We start from the raw sequence: 14,707 nt of genomic DNA, 5'->3' as shown, positions 1-14,707 counted from the left end.
CCGGGTAGACCGCGCCGTCAGCGCAGAGTCAATGTGCAAAAGCCCAGCCAAGCCGGGTCTGACCTGCCTAGTATCTGCTAGGAGGGAGCGCCCATGTCGTATGTGATTACCGCGCCCGAGGCACTGGCCGCGGCGGCGGGGGAGCTGGCCGCGCTGGGCGAAACGATCAAGGGGGCCGCCGCAGCCGCGGCGTCGTCGACGACGGGGATTGCTGCGGCGGCCGCCGACGAGGTGTCGACGGCTATCGCGAGCTTGCTCGGCGGTTATGCGCAAGAGTTTCAATCGTTGACCGCGCGGACGATGGTGTTCCACGCTGAATTCGAGCGCGCGTTGAGCGTGGCGGGTGCCGCATACGCCGCCGCCGAGGCGGCGAGCCTTTCCCCGCTGCAGTCGCTGCTGCAACCGCTGTTCGGCGGGACGGTGGGCCCCGACGTCGCAACGGTGGGAGCGGTGCTCAACTGGGCCACGGACGCGGTCGGCCTGGGCGGGGTGCTGAACTTTCCCTCCACAGTGGCCGCTCCGGGAATCGACGGGGTGACCGGAGTCAAGCTCGGTTTCTCGTTCATCAAGATTCCGGTGGCCGGTTCATTCCTCGGCATTCCGTACGGGTATGAGTACCCCGCCCCCGCTTTCTGGTACTTCCCGACGCAGGCAGACGGTGCGGTGTCCGCCGTCGGAACCACCTATTTGTCCCACGGCTTCGCGGCGATCGGCTGGTTCTACCAGCCGCTGGCCATCGAGTTGGCGCACCAGACGAACAGTGTGGTGGTCACGCCCACCATTCCGTTTCTTCCCTTCCCCCTCGGCCTCTGGATGAGCAGTCCGGAGATGCAGCAGGGCGTGGGCTCATTGTTCCTGGGCAACCAGACAGCGCTGAACATCGGCGCACAACAAGCCGGTTACCACGGCATTCTGCCCTCGGATTTCATCCTGACCGGTCACTCCGCCGGCGGTAACCTCGCCACGATGGCAGCCAGCAATTACCTGAACCTCGGGGGCGACGCCAGCCTGCTTAAAGGGGTGGTGATGTTTGACGGGGTGGCCGGCAATGCGACGGCGTTCGGGGATGCGATCGCCAATTTGCAGGCAGCGAGTATCCCGGTGTATTCCGTGATCGCGCCGCCTCAGCCGTGGAACGCTAACGGCACGACCGCGGCACGGCTGGCCACTTTGTATGCGGGACAGTTCTACGGGGTCGAGATCGTCGGCGGTTCGCATGTCGACTCGATGATCGGTGGGCATCCCCTCGTCGCCCTCGCCGCCCAATTGGTGACCGGGTTCTCGCCGCCGGGCGCCACCGCGGCCGTCTATACCCTGTCCACTGGCTGGATCAACGACCTCTATCACGGGGGAACGCCCGCCGCCCCGATATACGGCATCTACGGACCCGGCGGACCCGGCACCCCGTACGTGCCGCCCGGCGGCCAGCAGATCATCCTGGGGCCGGCTACCGGAATCGTGCTGGGAGGCTAGTCGTGTCGTTTCTGGTTGCGGCTCCGGAAGCCCTCGCCGCGGCAGCGGCGGACCTGACCCAAATCGGCGAGGCCATCGAGGAGGCGGTCGCCGCCGCAGCGCCCTCGACGGCGGGGATTGTCACGGCCGCCGCGGATGAGGTGTCGCTGGCTGTTGCGCAGCTGTTCGGCGGCCATGCCCAGGATTTTCAAGCGCTGACCACGCGAACGATGTTGTTGCAAGCCGAGTTTGAGCGCGCGTTGACCTCCGCGGGTGCGGCATATGCTGCCGCTGAGGCCGCGAATGTGGTTCCGCTGCAGTCGCTTTCGCTTGGCCGCGCAACCCTCGGAGCGGTGCTCAACTCGGCCACCAACGCCGCAGGTCTGGGTGGGGTGCTGCATTTCCCGTCTACCGTGGCCGTCGCGGGCATCGACGGAGTGACCGGCGTCGAGATCGGGTTCTCGTTCCTGCGCATCCCCATTGGCGGTTCGGTTCTCGGCATTCCGTATGGGTACGAGTGGCCCGCTCCCGCTTTCTGGTACTTCCCGACGCAGGCGGACGGAGCGGTCAGCGCCAACGGCACCGTTTATCTGCAGCACGGCCTCGGGGCGATCGGCTGGTTCTACCAGCCACTGGCCATCGAGTTGGCGGGGCAGACCAACAGCGTCGTCGTCACTCCCACGGTGCCGCCGTTTCCGTTGCCGTTCGGTCCCGGGATCTTCAGCGGGGAGTTGCACCAAGGCGTGGCCTCGATGTTCCTAGGCGATCAAACGGCACTGAACATCAGCGCGCAGGCGGCCGGTTATCAGGGCACGCTGCCCGAGCAATTCATCTTGACCGGACACTCGGCCGGCGGCGGCGTCGCAGTAACCGCGGCGGGCGATTACGTCGCGGCGATCGGCTCAAACGCCGCGGCAAACAACCTGCTCGGGGTGGTGCTGTTCGACGGGGCCGACATCAATTTCTTGCACTTCGCGGCTTCGATAACCAACCTGCAGGCGGCGGGCATCCCGCTGTATACGGTGACCGCGCCGCCCCAGCTTTTCAATGGTTTCGGCATCCCCACGAATTACTTGGTCAGCATGTACCCGGGCCAGTTCGTGGGAGTGGAGATCGTCGGCGGCTCGCATATCGATCCGATGCTGGGCGCCAAGCCCGTCATCGACTTCGTCGGTCAGCTCATTACTGGGTTCTCGCCGCCCGGCGCCACCGCAGCCATATATAGCCTGGCTACGGGTTGGATCAACGACTTCTACGCCGGGGGAGGACCGACCAACCCGATATACGGCGTCTACGGCTCCGCTGGCCAGCACATCGCCCTGGGTCCGGCAACCGGGATCGTGCTGCCCGCCCGTTAAACAGTCAGCCTTGGAGCGCCTGCTCCCGCGCCCACCGGTAGTCGGCCTTGCCCGAGGGGCTGCGCTGCAGGACGGGGCGGAACACGATGGCTTTGGGAAGTTTGTAGCGCGCCAACGACTTTCCGGCGTGCGTGACCAACTCGTCGGCTTCGGCGGTGGCTCCCTCCGCGAGCGCGACGATCGCGACGACTTCCTGGCCCCACCGTTCGCTCGGGCGTCCGGACACCACCACGTCGGCCACCGCGGGATGCGATGCGATCGCCGTTTCGACCTCCTCGGCGAAGATCTTTTCGCCGCCGGAGTTGATCGTCACCGAGTCGCGGCCGAGCAGTTCGATGCGGCCGTCAGTGAAGTGGCGGGCCCGGTCGCCGGGCACCGCGTACCGAACCCCGTCGATGACGGGGAACGTCGCGGCGGTCTTGGCGGCGTCGCCCTTGTAGCCGAGTGGAACGTAGCCACGCTGGGCCAGCCAGCCGTTCCCGTCGTGACCGGGCGCCAGGATGGTTTCCAGGTCCTCGGCGGCAACGAAGGTGTCCGGGCCCGCGTTGAACGTGCCCGTCGACACCGCCCCCGATGTGGACAGGTGGTGCATCTGGGCGCCGGTTTCCGACGAGCCGACGCCGTCGATGACCATGGCGTTGGGCAGGACCTCGATCAGGCGCTGCTTGACATACGGGGTCAACAGCGCGCCGCCGTTGGCAATGACCGCCAACGACGACACGTCGGCTATGCCCTTCTCGATCGCGGCTACCAACGGCCTGGCTATCGCGTCGCCCACCACCGTCACCACCATCACCCGCTCCCGCTCGATGGTGCGAACGACCTCCTCGGCGTCCAAATGGTCTACCACGGAGGGGAATACGATGGTCTGGCCGGTGTTCATCGCCGTCATCACGCTCCACTGCGCGGCGCCGTGGATCAGCGGCGGCAGGATCATCAGCTTGGTGCCCGGGTTCGCGCCCACCCGCGTGACGATCTCGTCGACCGAGGTCACGAACTGGCCGCTGACCAGGTCGCGGCCACCGAAGGACGTCATGAAGATGTCGTGTTGGCGCCACAACACACCCTTCGGCATACCCGTCGTGCCGCCGGTGTAGAGGACGTATAGGTCGTCGGGCGAGTGCCGCACCGGGGGTTGCTCTGCGACAAGTTGCGCGCCCAAAGTCAGGGCTTCCTCGTAATCCACTGCGCCGTCGAGCAATTCGTTGCCCGAGTCGTCGGCGATCTGGATCAGCACGCGCAGGTTCGGGAGATCGGGGAGGACCTCGGCCACGCGCGGTGCGAATGCGGAGTGGTACAGCAGCGCGCTCGCACCCGCATCGGACAGCAGGTATTGCAGCTCGTTCTTCACGTAGCGGAAGTTGACGTTGAACGGAGCGACCCGGGCGGTGAAGCTGCCCAGCAACGCCTCGACGAACTCGTTTCCGTTGTAGGCGTACAGGCCAAGCAGGTCCTGTCCCACCTCGTGGCCGGCGAGTTCGGACCGCTCGGTGTGACAGCCCAGTCCCTGCGAGCGCAGGTACGCGGCGAGCTGTCGTGATCGCTCGACGATCTGCGCGTAGGTGTAGCGCCGGTCGCCCTGAACGACCAGTTCTCGGTCGGGTATGGCGGCCGCCACCGCCGCCGCTACTTCAGGAACCGTGAATTCCGTGGTGACCAAGGTCAATCCTCTCCGCGAGCAGACACAAACTCGTACTCATGAGGCTCGCACAGCACAATTTTGTGTCTGCTCGCGCGGTCAGGGTTGGTGGGGGAGTAGGCGAACCATCAGGCCGCTGGCTTCGCTGAGCAGGGTGTCGTCGGCGCTGGTCATGGTCGCCGCGATGAAGACCTTACGGCCCTCCTCGTGGCTGATGCGCCCATGTGCGACGAGCGGCTGGTCGATCGGGGTGATGGCCCGGTAATCGACATGCAGATAGCCCGTCCGGGTGGGGGGAATGTCGGCGGTGGAGACCACCATGCCGAAGAGCCAGTCGTAGAACAACGGGATCATCCCGCCATGCACGGCGTTGTTTCCGCCCACGTGCGACCTGGTGAAGTGCCCCTCCATGGTGACGCCGTCGGGTCCGGATTCCTTGACGGTCCAGGGCGGCAGCAAGGGATGGCCCAGCCCGGGTAGTTCTAAGACTCGGCCGCCGGGCGCCTCGGTCTCCGGTGCCGGATGGCATTCGATTAGCGCACAGGCGTCCTCGACAAGGCGGGCCGCGCTGGCCCACAGTGCCGGATCGGGATTGGTCGACACGGTGAGATCCTGCAGCCGACGCAACGCGGCCACGAACTCTCCCAATTCGGGCTGCGGTGCGTCAACGGGTTTGATGTCGGGAAATCCGCCCTGCGTGCCGGAAGCGGTGTCGGTCATGCCGGCGCGCTCACGGGTTCGCGTGGCGGTACGTCATAGAATTGCGTAGCCCATTTACGAAGCGCCATATACCCTTTCGCGTCGACCTTGGACAACGGCGGGTGCTCCACGTATACCTGATAGCGCCAAATCTGCAGATCGTCGAAGACGGTTGACAGGAATTGCTTCTCGATAAGTTCGCGGAGCTTCCCCTCAGGCACCGGTGCGTCGTCGCCAGGGTTTCGCGGCCACCAGATGGAGTAGAACAGGTCCGAGCACTCGTCGTCGACCGGTGTGCAGGTGAATATCAGCCGATGATTCTGTGCGCCTTCGAAAACGCTGATTGCGCCGCCGAGACCGAACAAGTGGCTGTGGAACTTCAGCGCGAAATCGTCGGGGTTGTCGCTGCGGGCATCCGGCCAGCCCGCGGTGAACTGCCATTCGTGGTCGACGATCCGCCAGTCCAGCACACGAGGCGTCACCGTGGCGTGGTGCACGTACTCGAAATGCGCGCTGTCGGGGGCGTTCTCCGCCACGATCTGCGGATGTACCGGTTCGCGCTCGGCGCGCCGGGAGAACTCCGGATAGGCACGGTAGTAGGCCGCCGGGTCGGTCTCGAACTGCGGAAACTTACGGAAGATGTCCGGCATCTCCCACTGCGGCTCCTTGCCGTCGGGATGATGCCAAACGAACGCGCAGCCGTACTGCTCCATGACCGGGTACACCCGTAGCGTCAGTGCGCGGTTGGGGCGGTCCGGCTGGTACGGGATGTAGCGGTTGGTGCCGTCCGGTCCCCAGCGCCAGCCGTGAAACGGGCACTGCACGCAATCGCCGACGACCTTGCCGCCGTGGCCGATGTGCGCCCCGAGGTGTTTGCAGTGCGCCTCGAGTACGTGCAATTCGCCGCCCTCGTCACGGTAGGCGACCAGGTCCTCGCCGAAGTAACGCAGCGGCCGAACCTCGCCGACCGGGAACTCGGGCGACCATCCGATCATGAACCATCCGGTGACCTTCCACGTGAACGGAACTTTCACGGTGGCTCCTCCGCTGGGCTGATACTAAGTCCGTTACAGTATAGCTTTCAGCAGGTCAGCACCACGCGCGAGGAGGTGACCGGACGCAATGGTCGACGTTCTGGTCATCGGTGCCGGGTTTTCCGGGCTCTACATGCTGCACCGGCTACGACAGCTCGGCATTCGGGCCCGGATCCTGGAGGCGGCCGACGGCGTCGGCGGGACCTGGCTGTTCAACCGCTACCCGGGTGCTCGCTGCGACATCGAGAGCATCGAATACTCCTACAGCTTCTCGCCGGAGATCGAGCAGGAGTGGGAGTGGACGGAAACGATGCCGGCCCAGCCCGAGGTCGAGGCATACCTCAACTTCGTCGCGGACCGGCTGGATCTTCGCCGCGACATACAGTTCAACACCCGGGTCGTCGCCATGGTCTTCGACGAGGACGCCGCCGCCTGGGTGGTGCGGACCGATTCCGGTGAAACGGTCACCGCTCCGTTCGTCGTCGCCGCCACGGGCATCCTGTCGGTGCCGCTGGAGCCCGATATCCCCGGGATGTCGACCTTCACCGGCGCCTCGCTGTACACCAGCCGGTGTCCGCGCGAGGGCTTCGACCTCACCGGCAAGCGGGTCGGTGTCCTCGGCACCGGCTCGACCGGGGTGCAGCTCATCCCCGTTGTGGCCCGGGAAGCCGCTCAGCTCTTCGTATTTCAGCGGTCCGCACCCTACACCCTGCCGTGGCAGGTGCGCCGGTTCGAGCCGGGTGAACTCGATGAGATGAAGGCCCGTTACGGCGAAATTCGGGCGGCCCAACGCGACCATCCGATCGGGGCGGCCAGGCTCAGCGCGTTCTCGGTATTGCTCGAGATGCTGGGCAGTCCGCCGCTGAAATCGACGAGTCGAGAGGAACAGCTACGCGCCATCGAGGAACACGGCGTGCTCGGCGCGCTGAACTGGAGCGACGTGTTCTTCGACATCGAAGCGAACCGCACGGCGGCCAGTCTCTACGGGGAAGCGGTGGCCAGGATCGTCACCGATCCGGAAACTGCCGCCGCGCTGGTGCCGCAGCACCCGTTCGCCTGCAAGCGGCCCATCATCGACCAGGGCTACTACGAGACGTTCAACCGGGACAACGTCACCCTGGTCGACCTGCGCAAGCAGCCGATTCGCGAGGTGACGCCCAACGGTATCCGCACCGCGGCCGGCCAGTACGACCTCGACGTGATCATCTACGCCACCGGGTTCGACGCGATGACAGGTGCCTTGAGCCGCATCGACATCCGCGGCCGAGAGGGGTTGTCGCTAGGGGAGTTCTGGCGCAGCGAGGGTGCGTTGTCCTACCTGGGCTTGGCGGTCGCCGGATTCCCCAACCTGTTCACCATTCAAGGTCCCGGCAGTCCGAGCGCGGCAACCAATTTCGTGGCCGCACTCGAGCAACATGTCGAATGGATCGGCGATTGCATCGCGCACCTGCGCGCCAATGGGATCCGCATCGTCGAGGCGTTGCCCAGCGCGCAGCAGGAGTGGATGGAGCACGCGGCGGCGCTGGTCGCACCGACGGTGCTAGTGCATCCAAGCTGTCGCTCCTGGTACAACGGGGGCAATGTGCCGGGCAAGAAGCGAATGTATCTGGGATATACGGGGGGGATCCCGGAATACCGCCGCCGCTGTGACGAGATCGCGGCCGGCGGCTACTCCGGATTCAAACTCACGTAGGGAGTAGGTATGTCGACGGCAACGCGCGCCCGCGAAATGGCCCGCGAAATGGCCCTAGTGGTGCCGAGAACGGTATCGGGCCTGAACGAGTCGACCGGATGGGTGCCGACCTCGCCGCGCGGCGTGCGGCAGTTCGGCGAAGTGTTTCTGGACGAGCTTGTGCTGAGCGGCTTTTCGCTACTGGGTGCGAATCTGCCTAGCGATATCCGGCCGCTGGACGGCTGCACCGCAGCGGCCGAGGAACTGTCCGCGCTGGGCATCGACGGTGCGCACGCCGACCCGGAACCGCTGCTGATCCGCACGATCAAGCGACGCCGCGTGGGCAGTCTGGCCTACGAACGAATGACATTCCGGCACGAGCCGGAGTTGCCAAACACGTTGCTGGCAGAGGGCTTTGGCGGCCCCGCAACGGCGGTGGTGCACCTGTGTCGGCACACCGACGGCCCGCGCCCTTGGCTGGTGTGGGTGCACGGCGCGGGTCAGGGGCGTGCGGAAGACCTGTTGCTGTCGCGGATCGATCGCGTGCATCGCAAACTGGGCTTCAATGTCGCGATGACCATTCAACCGGGTCACGGCAGTCGGCGTCGCGAGTGGCCGCAGTATCCGGACATGGATCCGCTGGGCAATGTTGCGGGCATGATACGGGTGGTGTCGGAGGTGCGCGCGGTGGTGCGGTGGCTGCGCCGACAAGCCACCGCCGTTGTGATAGCTGGGATTTCGATGGGCAGCCCGGTTGCCGCGCTGGTCTCTCATCTGGAAGACGATCTTGATGGGGTCGCGGTGTACACGCCGATCCTCGGCCTCAACTCGATGATCGCGCGCCACCTCGGCCGGTGGGGGCCGTCTCGGACTGAGATCCGCAAGCTGCTGGGATCACCGGAGGTGTCGGCGCTGACCTCGGTGATCGACCCGTTGGCCGTGGTGCCAACTCCGCCGCGGCATCGCCGACTGATCGTCGGCGCCTGGCACGACCGGATGGCGATGCGCGAACCCGCGCTCGCGTTGCAGGAACGTTGGGGCGGCGAGTTGTACTGGTATGACGGCAGCCATGTCGGACATGTGTTCTCGCGGCGCGTACAGCGGGTGTCGGAGCGATTCCTGCGCGGGGTCGCCCAAGATGCGGGGCGTGCGTGACCGCTCCCGCGCGGACGGCGCGCGAAGTGGTGGAGTTGTACAACCTGGTGGTGTGGAATGAGCGCAACCTCGCACTCGCGGAGGAATTGTTCGCCGACACGGTGATCCGCCACGAGGTCGGCGGGGCACACACGCTCACCCGCGAGCAGGCGGTCAAACGGGTCGAGGACATGTGGGCACTGTTCGACAAGCTTCGCTTCGACCTGAATGTCGTGGTCGCCGGTGACGACGGGGAGCACGTCGCTATCGTCTACGACTCCGCGATGACCCTGAAGGACGGCAACGAAACCAACATTGGCAGCATCGAGGTGTTCCACGTCGTCGACGGCAAGATCACCGAGGTGTGGAACTGCGGCTACCAGCAGGGGGTTTGGAAGTGAGCTTGGAATCGGGCGCTAGCCCGCTTAATGAGTTGGGTTATTACCTCTTGGCGGGAGCCGGGGGAGAGGGCCCGGCGACGCTCATGGATGAGGCGCGTCGCGGTGAAGAGTTGGGCTTCGGCACCGCATTCATCTCCGAGCGGTGGAACGTGAAGGAGGCGTCATCGCTCGTCGGCGCGGCCTGTGCGGTGACCAGCCGGATGCAGATCGCCACCGCCGCAACGAATCACAACACCAGGCACCCACTGATCACGGCATCGTGGGCGACCACCATGCACAGGTTGTCGGGAGGACGCTTCACGCTGGGCATCGGCCGCGGTATCGCGGCCATCTACGCGGCGTTTGGCATACCCGCCGTGACGACGGCGCAGATGGAGGATTGGGCACAGGTGATGCGCCGACTGTGGCGCGGCGAGGTGATCTTCAACCACGATGGCCCGATGGGCAAGTACCCCATCCTGTTTCTCGACCCCGATTTCAACGAGGATATTCGCTTGGCCCTGGTGGCCTTTGGGCCCAACACGCTGAAACTCGGCGGACGCGCCTTCGACGACGTCATCCTGCACACCTACTTCACCCCCGAAACGCTCCAGCGCTGCGTCGCCACCGTCAAGAACGCCGCCGAGCAGGCCGGCCGCGACCCGGACAGCGTGCGGGTGTGGTCATGCTTCGCCACCGTTGGCGACCACTTGCCCGAGCAGTTGCGGTTGAAGAAGACCGTGGCCCGGCTGGCCACCTACCTACAGGGCTACGGCGATCTGCTGGTGCAGACCAATGGCTGGGATCCCGCTGTGCTGCAACGGTTCCGGGCGGATTCGGTGGTGACGTCGATCGCGGGGGGAATCGACCACAAGGCCACACCCGAGAAGATCGAACACATCGCGACGCTGATTCCCGACGAATGGCTGGAACCGTCGGCCACCGGTTCGCCTCAGCAGTGTGTCGACCGGATTCGGCGCGAATTCGACTACGGCGCCGACGCGCTGATCATGCACGGCGCCACCCCTGACGAACTAGAGCCCGTCGTCGAGGCCTACCGGGCGCGGCGGGACTAGTTCCATGGCGCTATCCAGGTTGCAACGGCTGGAGAAAATCATCACCCCGCTGCCCGAGGCGACCCGGGTCGATATCGAGGCGTGGGGAGGCCAGCCCACGTTTCGGGTGCGCGGCCGCAACTTCGTCTTCGCGGCCAATGACGGGTCGAGCATTTCGGTAAAGCTCTCCCAGGCCGAAGCGGCTGCGGTGGTTGCCTCCGATCCCGACGCCGAACCGACGGGTTACGGGTTGGGTCGACACGGGTGGGTTTCGATCCGCATCGCCGCCCGCGCCAGTGCCGAACGTTGGCGCGAAATCGAGGAATGGGTGCATACGTCCTACAGCCTCGTCGCCCCCAAGACATTGGCCAGAAAAGCCGGCCTGTTGCCCTGAAGGTCCCACCGCGAGCGACCGCAAAATGCCAAGAAATGTGGCCCTAGAGCGTACATATGGGGTCGCTCGCGGTCGGTGCCTACGGCAGGATCACGGTGCGGGTCACCGGTTCTGGCGCGGCTTGGCGGCTGTAGATGGCGCGCTGCAGGCTGGCCAGCAGCGCGTCGCGCGTCTCGCGGGGATCGATGAGTTCGTCGAAGCCCATGTTCGCGGCCGACCGATACGAGGCCTGCAGTTCGGCGTTGCGTAGCTTTGCCGAAAGATCCTCGCCGGCATTCGAGGCACGACTTAATGCCGCGGCGCTCATGGCTCCCATGGTGGCGCCCGGATAGGCGAAAGTGGCCGCCTGATGGTCGAACCCGAGCAGCGACATGACCATCGACCCGAAGCCGTAGGCCTTACGCAGTGTCACGTGCAGCTTGATCGTCGTCGCGGCGGTCTGGGCGGCGAACATCCTTGCGCCGCTGCGCAGCACGCCCTGGCGCTCCGAGCGGCTGCCGGGCAGCATGCCGGGGTTGTCGGCCAGGAAGATGATCGGCAGGTGGAAGGAGTCGGCCACCATGATGAAATGTGCTGCCTTGTCGGCCGCGTCGGCGTCGATGGACCCGGCCAGCACGTGCGGCTGGTTGGCGACGACGGCGACGGGATGACCACCCAGATGCGCCAGCGCGCAGATGATCGCCTTTCCGAACGCGGGCTGCACCTCGAACCAGTCCGGCCGGTCGAAGACCACGTCGAGCACCGCACGCATGTCGTAGACGCGACGGTTGTCGCGGGAAACGATGTCGAGCAATTCGGGTGTCGGTCGCGGCCCCGCTGACTCGTCCCGCTCGTTTTCGGATAACGAGGGCGGGTACGACCAGGCGCTCGGCGGAAAGTACGACAGGTAGCGGCGGATCTCGTCGATCACAACCTCGTCGTCCTCGGCGACGTTGTGGATCACCCCGCTGGGCAGCGCCACGTCCGGCCCGCCGAGGTCCTCTTTCGAAATCTCTTCGCCCGTAGACTCTTTGACCACCGGTGGCCCGGCGGTGAAGATGGTGCCCTGCCTACTCATGATCCGGAAGTCACACACCGGCGCTACCAGGGCGCCGTGCCCCGCCGACGGCCCCAGCACCGCGGCCACCGTCGGCACCCGACCCGAGCATTGCGTCTGGGCCAGCAGGTCGGTGGGCGAGCGCCCATAGTGCCCGCCGGTGGGCCGGAACCCGGCGCCGTCGAGCAGCATCACCAGCGGGACCCGGTCGCGCAGTGCGAGTTCGGCGATCCGGTAACGCTTGGAATTGCCGCCGGGTCCGATGCTTCCGGCCAGTGTCGTGAAATCCTCGGCGCCGACCATCGCCGGCACCCCGTTGATGTAGCCAGAGCCGATCACGATGGCGTCGGCCGGAACGTCACCGCCGACCAGCGTGCCGAGTTCGCGGAAGGTGCCGGGGTCGAGCAGGCGCTCGATGCGCGCCCGGGCATCGAGCTTGCCCATGCCGCGGTGCTTGTCGAGCCGTTCCGGCCCGCCCATGCCGCGCGCATGTTGACGGCGACGGTCGAGGTCCTCGAGCGTCGCCTCCCATTCCTCCGCTTTCGTCATGAGTCTGTCCTACATACTGGATCGCTTACTGTAAAGTTGCCCGCATGGGTAGCGCCGCCCGCCTCAAGGTCGACGGTGGAATTCCGAATCAGCTCGCCAAAGCCGCCGACGCGGCGCGCAACCTGGAACAGCGTGGGTATGACGGCGGCTGGACGGCCGAAACCAGTCATGACCCTTTCCTTCCTCTACTACTGGCCGCCGAGCACACGTCGCGTATCGAGCTCGGCACCAACATTGCGGTCGCTTTCGCACGCAACCCGATGATCGTCGCCAACCTGGGTTGGGATTTACAGGCGTACTCCGAAGGCCGCTTCATCCTAGGGCTGGGAACCCAGATTCAGCCCCATATCGAGAAGCGGTTCAGCATGCCGTGGAGTCATCCGGCGCGTCGCATGCGGGAATTCGTCGCTGCGCTGCACGCCATCTGGTCTGCGTGGCGGGATGGTGGAAAACTGCAGTTCGAGGGCGAGTTCTACACCCACAAGATCATGACGCCGATGTTCACGCCCGAACCGCAGCCGTACCCGCCGCCGAAGATCTTCCTGGCCGCCGTCGGTGAGGCGATGACCGAGCTGTGCGGTGAGGTCGCCGACGGCCATCTCGGCCACCCGATGGTCTCCAAGCGCTTTCTTACCGAGGTGACCCTGCCGGTGCTGGCGCGCGGCTTGGAACGCTCGGGTCGCGACCGCAGCGAGTTCGAGGTGTCGGCCGAGGTGATGGTCGCCACCGGCGAGAACGATGAGGAACTCGCCAAAGCCATGACCGCCGCGCGTAAGCAGATCGCTTTTTACGGATCCACGCCGGCGTATCGGAAGGTGCTTGAGGTACACGGCTGGGGCGACCTGCAGCCCGAGCTGCACCGCCTCTCCAAGCAGGGCGAGTGGGACACCATGGGCTCGCTCCTCGACGATGAGATGTTGCGGACATTCGCCGTAGTCGGCCCGGTCGAGGAGATCGGCGCGGCCTTGCGCGAGCGCTGTGCGGGCGTCGTCGACCGTGTGCTGCCGATTTTCTTTGCCGCATCGCAGAAATGTATTAGCGCCGCACTCAAGGAGTTTCACCAATGAGCGCTCCAACCAAGGCCCGGGATGACGCCGCAAAGGTTTTTGCGGACCCGCAGGCGTACACCGACGAGCCGCGGCTGCACGCGGCGCTGACCCACCTGCGCGCCAACGCCCCGCTGTCATGGGTGGAGGTGCCAAACTACAAGCCGTTCTGGGCGATCACCAAATATGCCGATGTCATGCACATTGAGCGCGAGAACATGCTGTTCACCAACTGGCCGCGACCGGTTCTGGCCACGGTGGAGGGCGACGAGATGCAGGCGGCGGTTGGTGTCCGCACGCTGATCCACCTCGACGACCCGCAACACCGGGTGGTCCGCGCGATCGGCTCGGACTGGTTTCGGCCAAAGGCGATGCGGGCGTTGAAGGTTCGCGTGGACCAGCTGGCCAAGATCTACGTCGACAAAATGATGGAGTGCGGGCCCGAATGCGACTTCGTGCAGGAGGTGGCGGTCAATTTCCCGCTCTACGTCATCATGTCGCTGCTCGGCATCCCGGAAGCCGACTTCCCCCGCATGCTCAAGCTGACCCAGGAGCTGTTCGGCAGCGACGACAGCGAATTCAAACGCGGCACTTCGGCTGAAGACCAACTGCCGGCGCTGCTGGACATGTTCCAGTACTTCAACGGGGTGACGGCTTCGCGCCGCGAGCAGCCCACCGAGGACCTCGCATCCGCCATCGCCAATGCTCGCGTGAACGGCGAGCCGCTGTCGGACATCGAGACCGTGTCCTACTACTTGATCGTCGCCACCGCCGGCCACGACACCACCAGCGCCACCATCTCGGGCGGCCTGCATGCCCTCGTCGAGCACCCGGATCAGCTGCAGCGCCTGCGCGACAACCTCGCACTCATGCCCAACGCCACCGAGGAGATGATCCGTTGGGTTACCCCGGTCAAGCACTTCATGCGCACCGCAGCCGCGGACACCGAGGTGCGTGGAACACCGATCGCTGCGGGCGAATCGGTTCTGCTCTCCTATGTTTCGGCCAACCGCGACGAGGACGTCTTCAACGACCCGTTCCGCTTCGACATCGGGCGCGAACCCAACAAGCACGTGGCCTTCGGCTACGGTGTGCACTTCTGCATGGGCGCCGCACTGGCCCGCATGGAGGTCAGCAGCTTCTTCACCGAGTTGCTGCCGCGCCTGAAATCTATTGAGCTGGCGGGAGATCCCCAGTTCATGGCGACGACGTTCGTGGGCGGGCTCAAGCACCTGCCGGTTCGCTACACTCTGGTCTGA

At 65.5% G+C, this 14,707-nt stretch carries 13 protein-coding genes; 9 read left to right on the top strand and 4 right to left on the bottom strand.

The genetic code is table 11. The features are described 5' to 3' along the window. Nucleotides 1-93: 93 nt before the first annotated feature. Nucleotides 94-1,473 carry a PE domain-containing protein gene (locus G6N68_RS19580; protein ID WP_163715838.1) on the top strand — a complete coding sequence of 460 codons (1,380 nt, stop codon included), beginning with the start codon at nt 94-96 and terminating at the stop codon, nt 1,471-1,473. Nucleotides 1,474-1,475: 2 nt separating this feature from the next. Beyond that, complete coding sequence (locus tag G6N68_RS19575) at nt 1,476-2,810, top strand: PE family protein (protein ID WP_163715834.1); 1,335 nt, start codon at nt 1,476-1,478, stop codon at nt 2,808-2,810. Nucleotides 2,811-2,814: 4 nt separating this feature from the next. Here G6N68_RS19575 and G6N68_RS19570 read toward each other — a convergent pair whose 3' ends face one another. The 3 genes from G6N68_RS19570 to G6N68_RS19560 form a co-directional block, all read right to left on the bottom strand. Further along, the gene (locus tag G6N68_RS19570; RefSeq protein WP_371871632.1) at nt 2,815-4,470 is read right to left on the bottom strand and encodes an acyl-CoA synthetase; all 1,656 of its coding nucleotides are present in this window, start codon (nt 4,468-4,470) and stop codon (nt 2,815-2,817) included. A gap of 78 nt (nt 4,471-4,548) precedes the next feature. Next, nucleotides 4,549-5,169: a PaaI family thioesterase gene (locus G6N68_RS19565; RefSeq protein ID WP_163715828.1), complete on the bottom strand. Its 621-nt coding sequence runs from the start codon at nt 5,167-5,169 to the stop codon at nt 4,549-4,551. Further along, a complete protein-coding gene (locus tag G6N68_RS19560) occupies nt 5,166-6,182 on the bottom strand; it encodes a Rieske 2Fe-2S domain-containing protein (RefSeq protein WP_163715825.1) in 1,017 nt (338 codons plus the stop codon). The genes G6N68_RS19565 and G6N68_RS19560 overlap by 4 nt, the downstream gene beginning before the upstream one ends. Nucleotides 6,183-6,270: 88 nt before the next feature. Between G6N68_RS19560 and G6N68_RS19555 the strand changes: the two genes are divergently transcribed. Genes G6N68_RS19555 through G6N68_RS19535 form a run of 5 tightly spaced genes read left to right on the top strand, consistent with a single transcriptional unit; the run spans nt 6,271 to nt 10,817 of the window. Further along, nucleotides 6,271-7,875 carry a flavin-containing monooxygenase gene (locus G6N68_RS19555; RefSeq protein WP_163715822.1) on the top strand — a complete coding sequence of 535 codons (1,605 nt, stop codon included), beginning with the start codon at nt 6,271-6,273 and terminating at the stop codon, nt 7,873-7,875. Between the two features lie 9 nt (nt 7,876-7,884). Next, nucleotides 7,885-9,009: a PHB depolymerase family esterase gene (locus G6N68_RS19550; RefSeq protein WP_163715819.1), complete on the top strand. Its 1,125-nt coding sequence runs from the start codon at nt 7,885-7,887 to the stop codon at nt 9,007-9,009. Further along, entirely contained in the window at nt 9,006-9,389 is a 384-nt protein-coding gene (locus G6N68_RS19545) for a nuclear transport factor 2 family protein (protein ID WP_069417266.1), read from the top strand. Before G6N68_RS19550 ends, G6N68_RS19545 begins: the two co-directional genes overlap by 4 nt. After that, nucleotides 9,353-10,444 carry a TIGR03857 family LLM class F420-dependent oxidoreductase gene (locus G6N68_RS19540; RefSeq protein WP_163715817.1) on the top strand — a complete coding sequence of 364 codons (1,092 nt, stop codon included), beginning with the start codon at nt 9,353-9,355 and terminating at the stop codon, nt 10,442-10,444. Before G6N68_RS19545 ends, G6N68_RS19540 begins: the two co-directional genes overlap by 37 nt. Nucleotides 10,445-10,448: 4 nt before the next feature. Beyond that, nucleotides 10,449-10,817 (top strand): MmcQ/YjbR family DNA-binding protein, encoded by a 369-nt coding sequence (locus tag G6N68_RS19535; RefSeq protein WP_163715813.1) that lies wholly within the window; start codon nt 10,449-10,451, stop codon nt 10,815-10,817. Nucleotides 10,818-10,896: 79 nt separating this feature from the next. On the opposite strand, the gene G6N68_RS19530 is transcribed toward G6N68_RS19535, so the two are convergent. Continuing rightward, nucleotides 10,897-12,402 (bottom strand): acyl-CoA carboxylase subunit beta, encoded by a 1,506-nt coding sequence (locus tag G6N68_RS19530; RefSeq protein ID WP_163715810.1) that lies wholly within the window; start codon nt 12,400-12,402, stop codon nt 10,897-10,899. Nucleotides 12,403-12,446: 44 nt separating this feature from the next. Here G6N68_RS19530 and G6N68_RS19525 point away from each other — a divergent pair, with 44 nt between their 5' ends. Further along, nucleotides 12,447-13,469, top strand: a complete 1,023-nt coding sequence (locus tag G6N68_RS19525) for an LLM class F420-dependent oxidoreductase (RefSeq protein ID WP_163715806.1) — start codon at nt 12,447-12,449, stop codon at nt 13,467-13,469. Next, a complete protein-coding gene (locus G6N68_RS19520) occupies nt 13,466-14,707 on the top strand; it encodes a cytochrome P450 (RefSeq protein WP_163715803.1) in 1,242 nt (413 codons plus the stop codon). Before G6N68_RS19525 ends, G6N68_RS19520 begins: the two co-directional genes overlap by 4 nt.

Source organism: Mycobacterium bourgelatii, from assembly GCF_010723575.1.
Taxonomy (GTDB): Bacteria; Actinomycetota; Actinomycetes; order Mycobacteriales; family Mycobacteriaceae; genus Mycobacterium; species Mycobacterium bourgelatii.
Note: the sequence above shows the minus strand (reverse complement) of the source record. Positions and strands in the feature narration are given on the sequence as shown.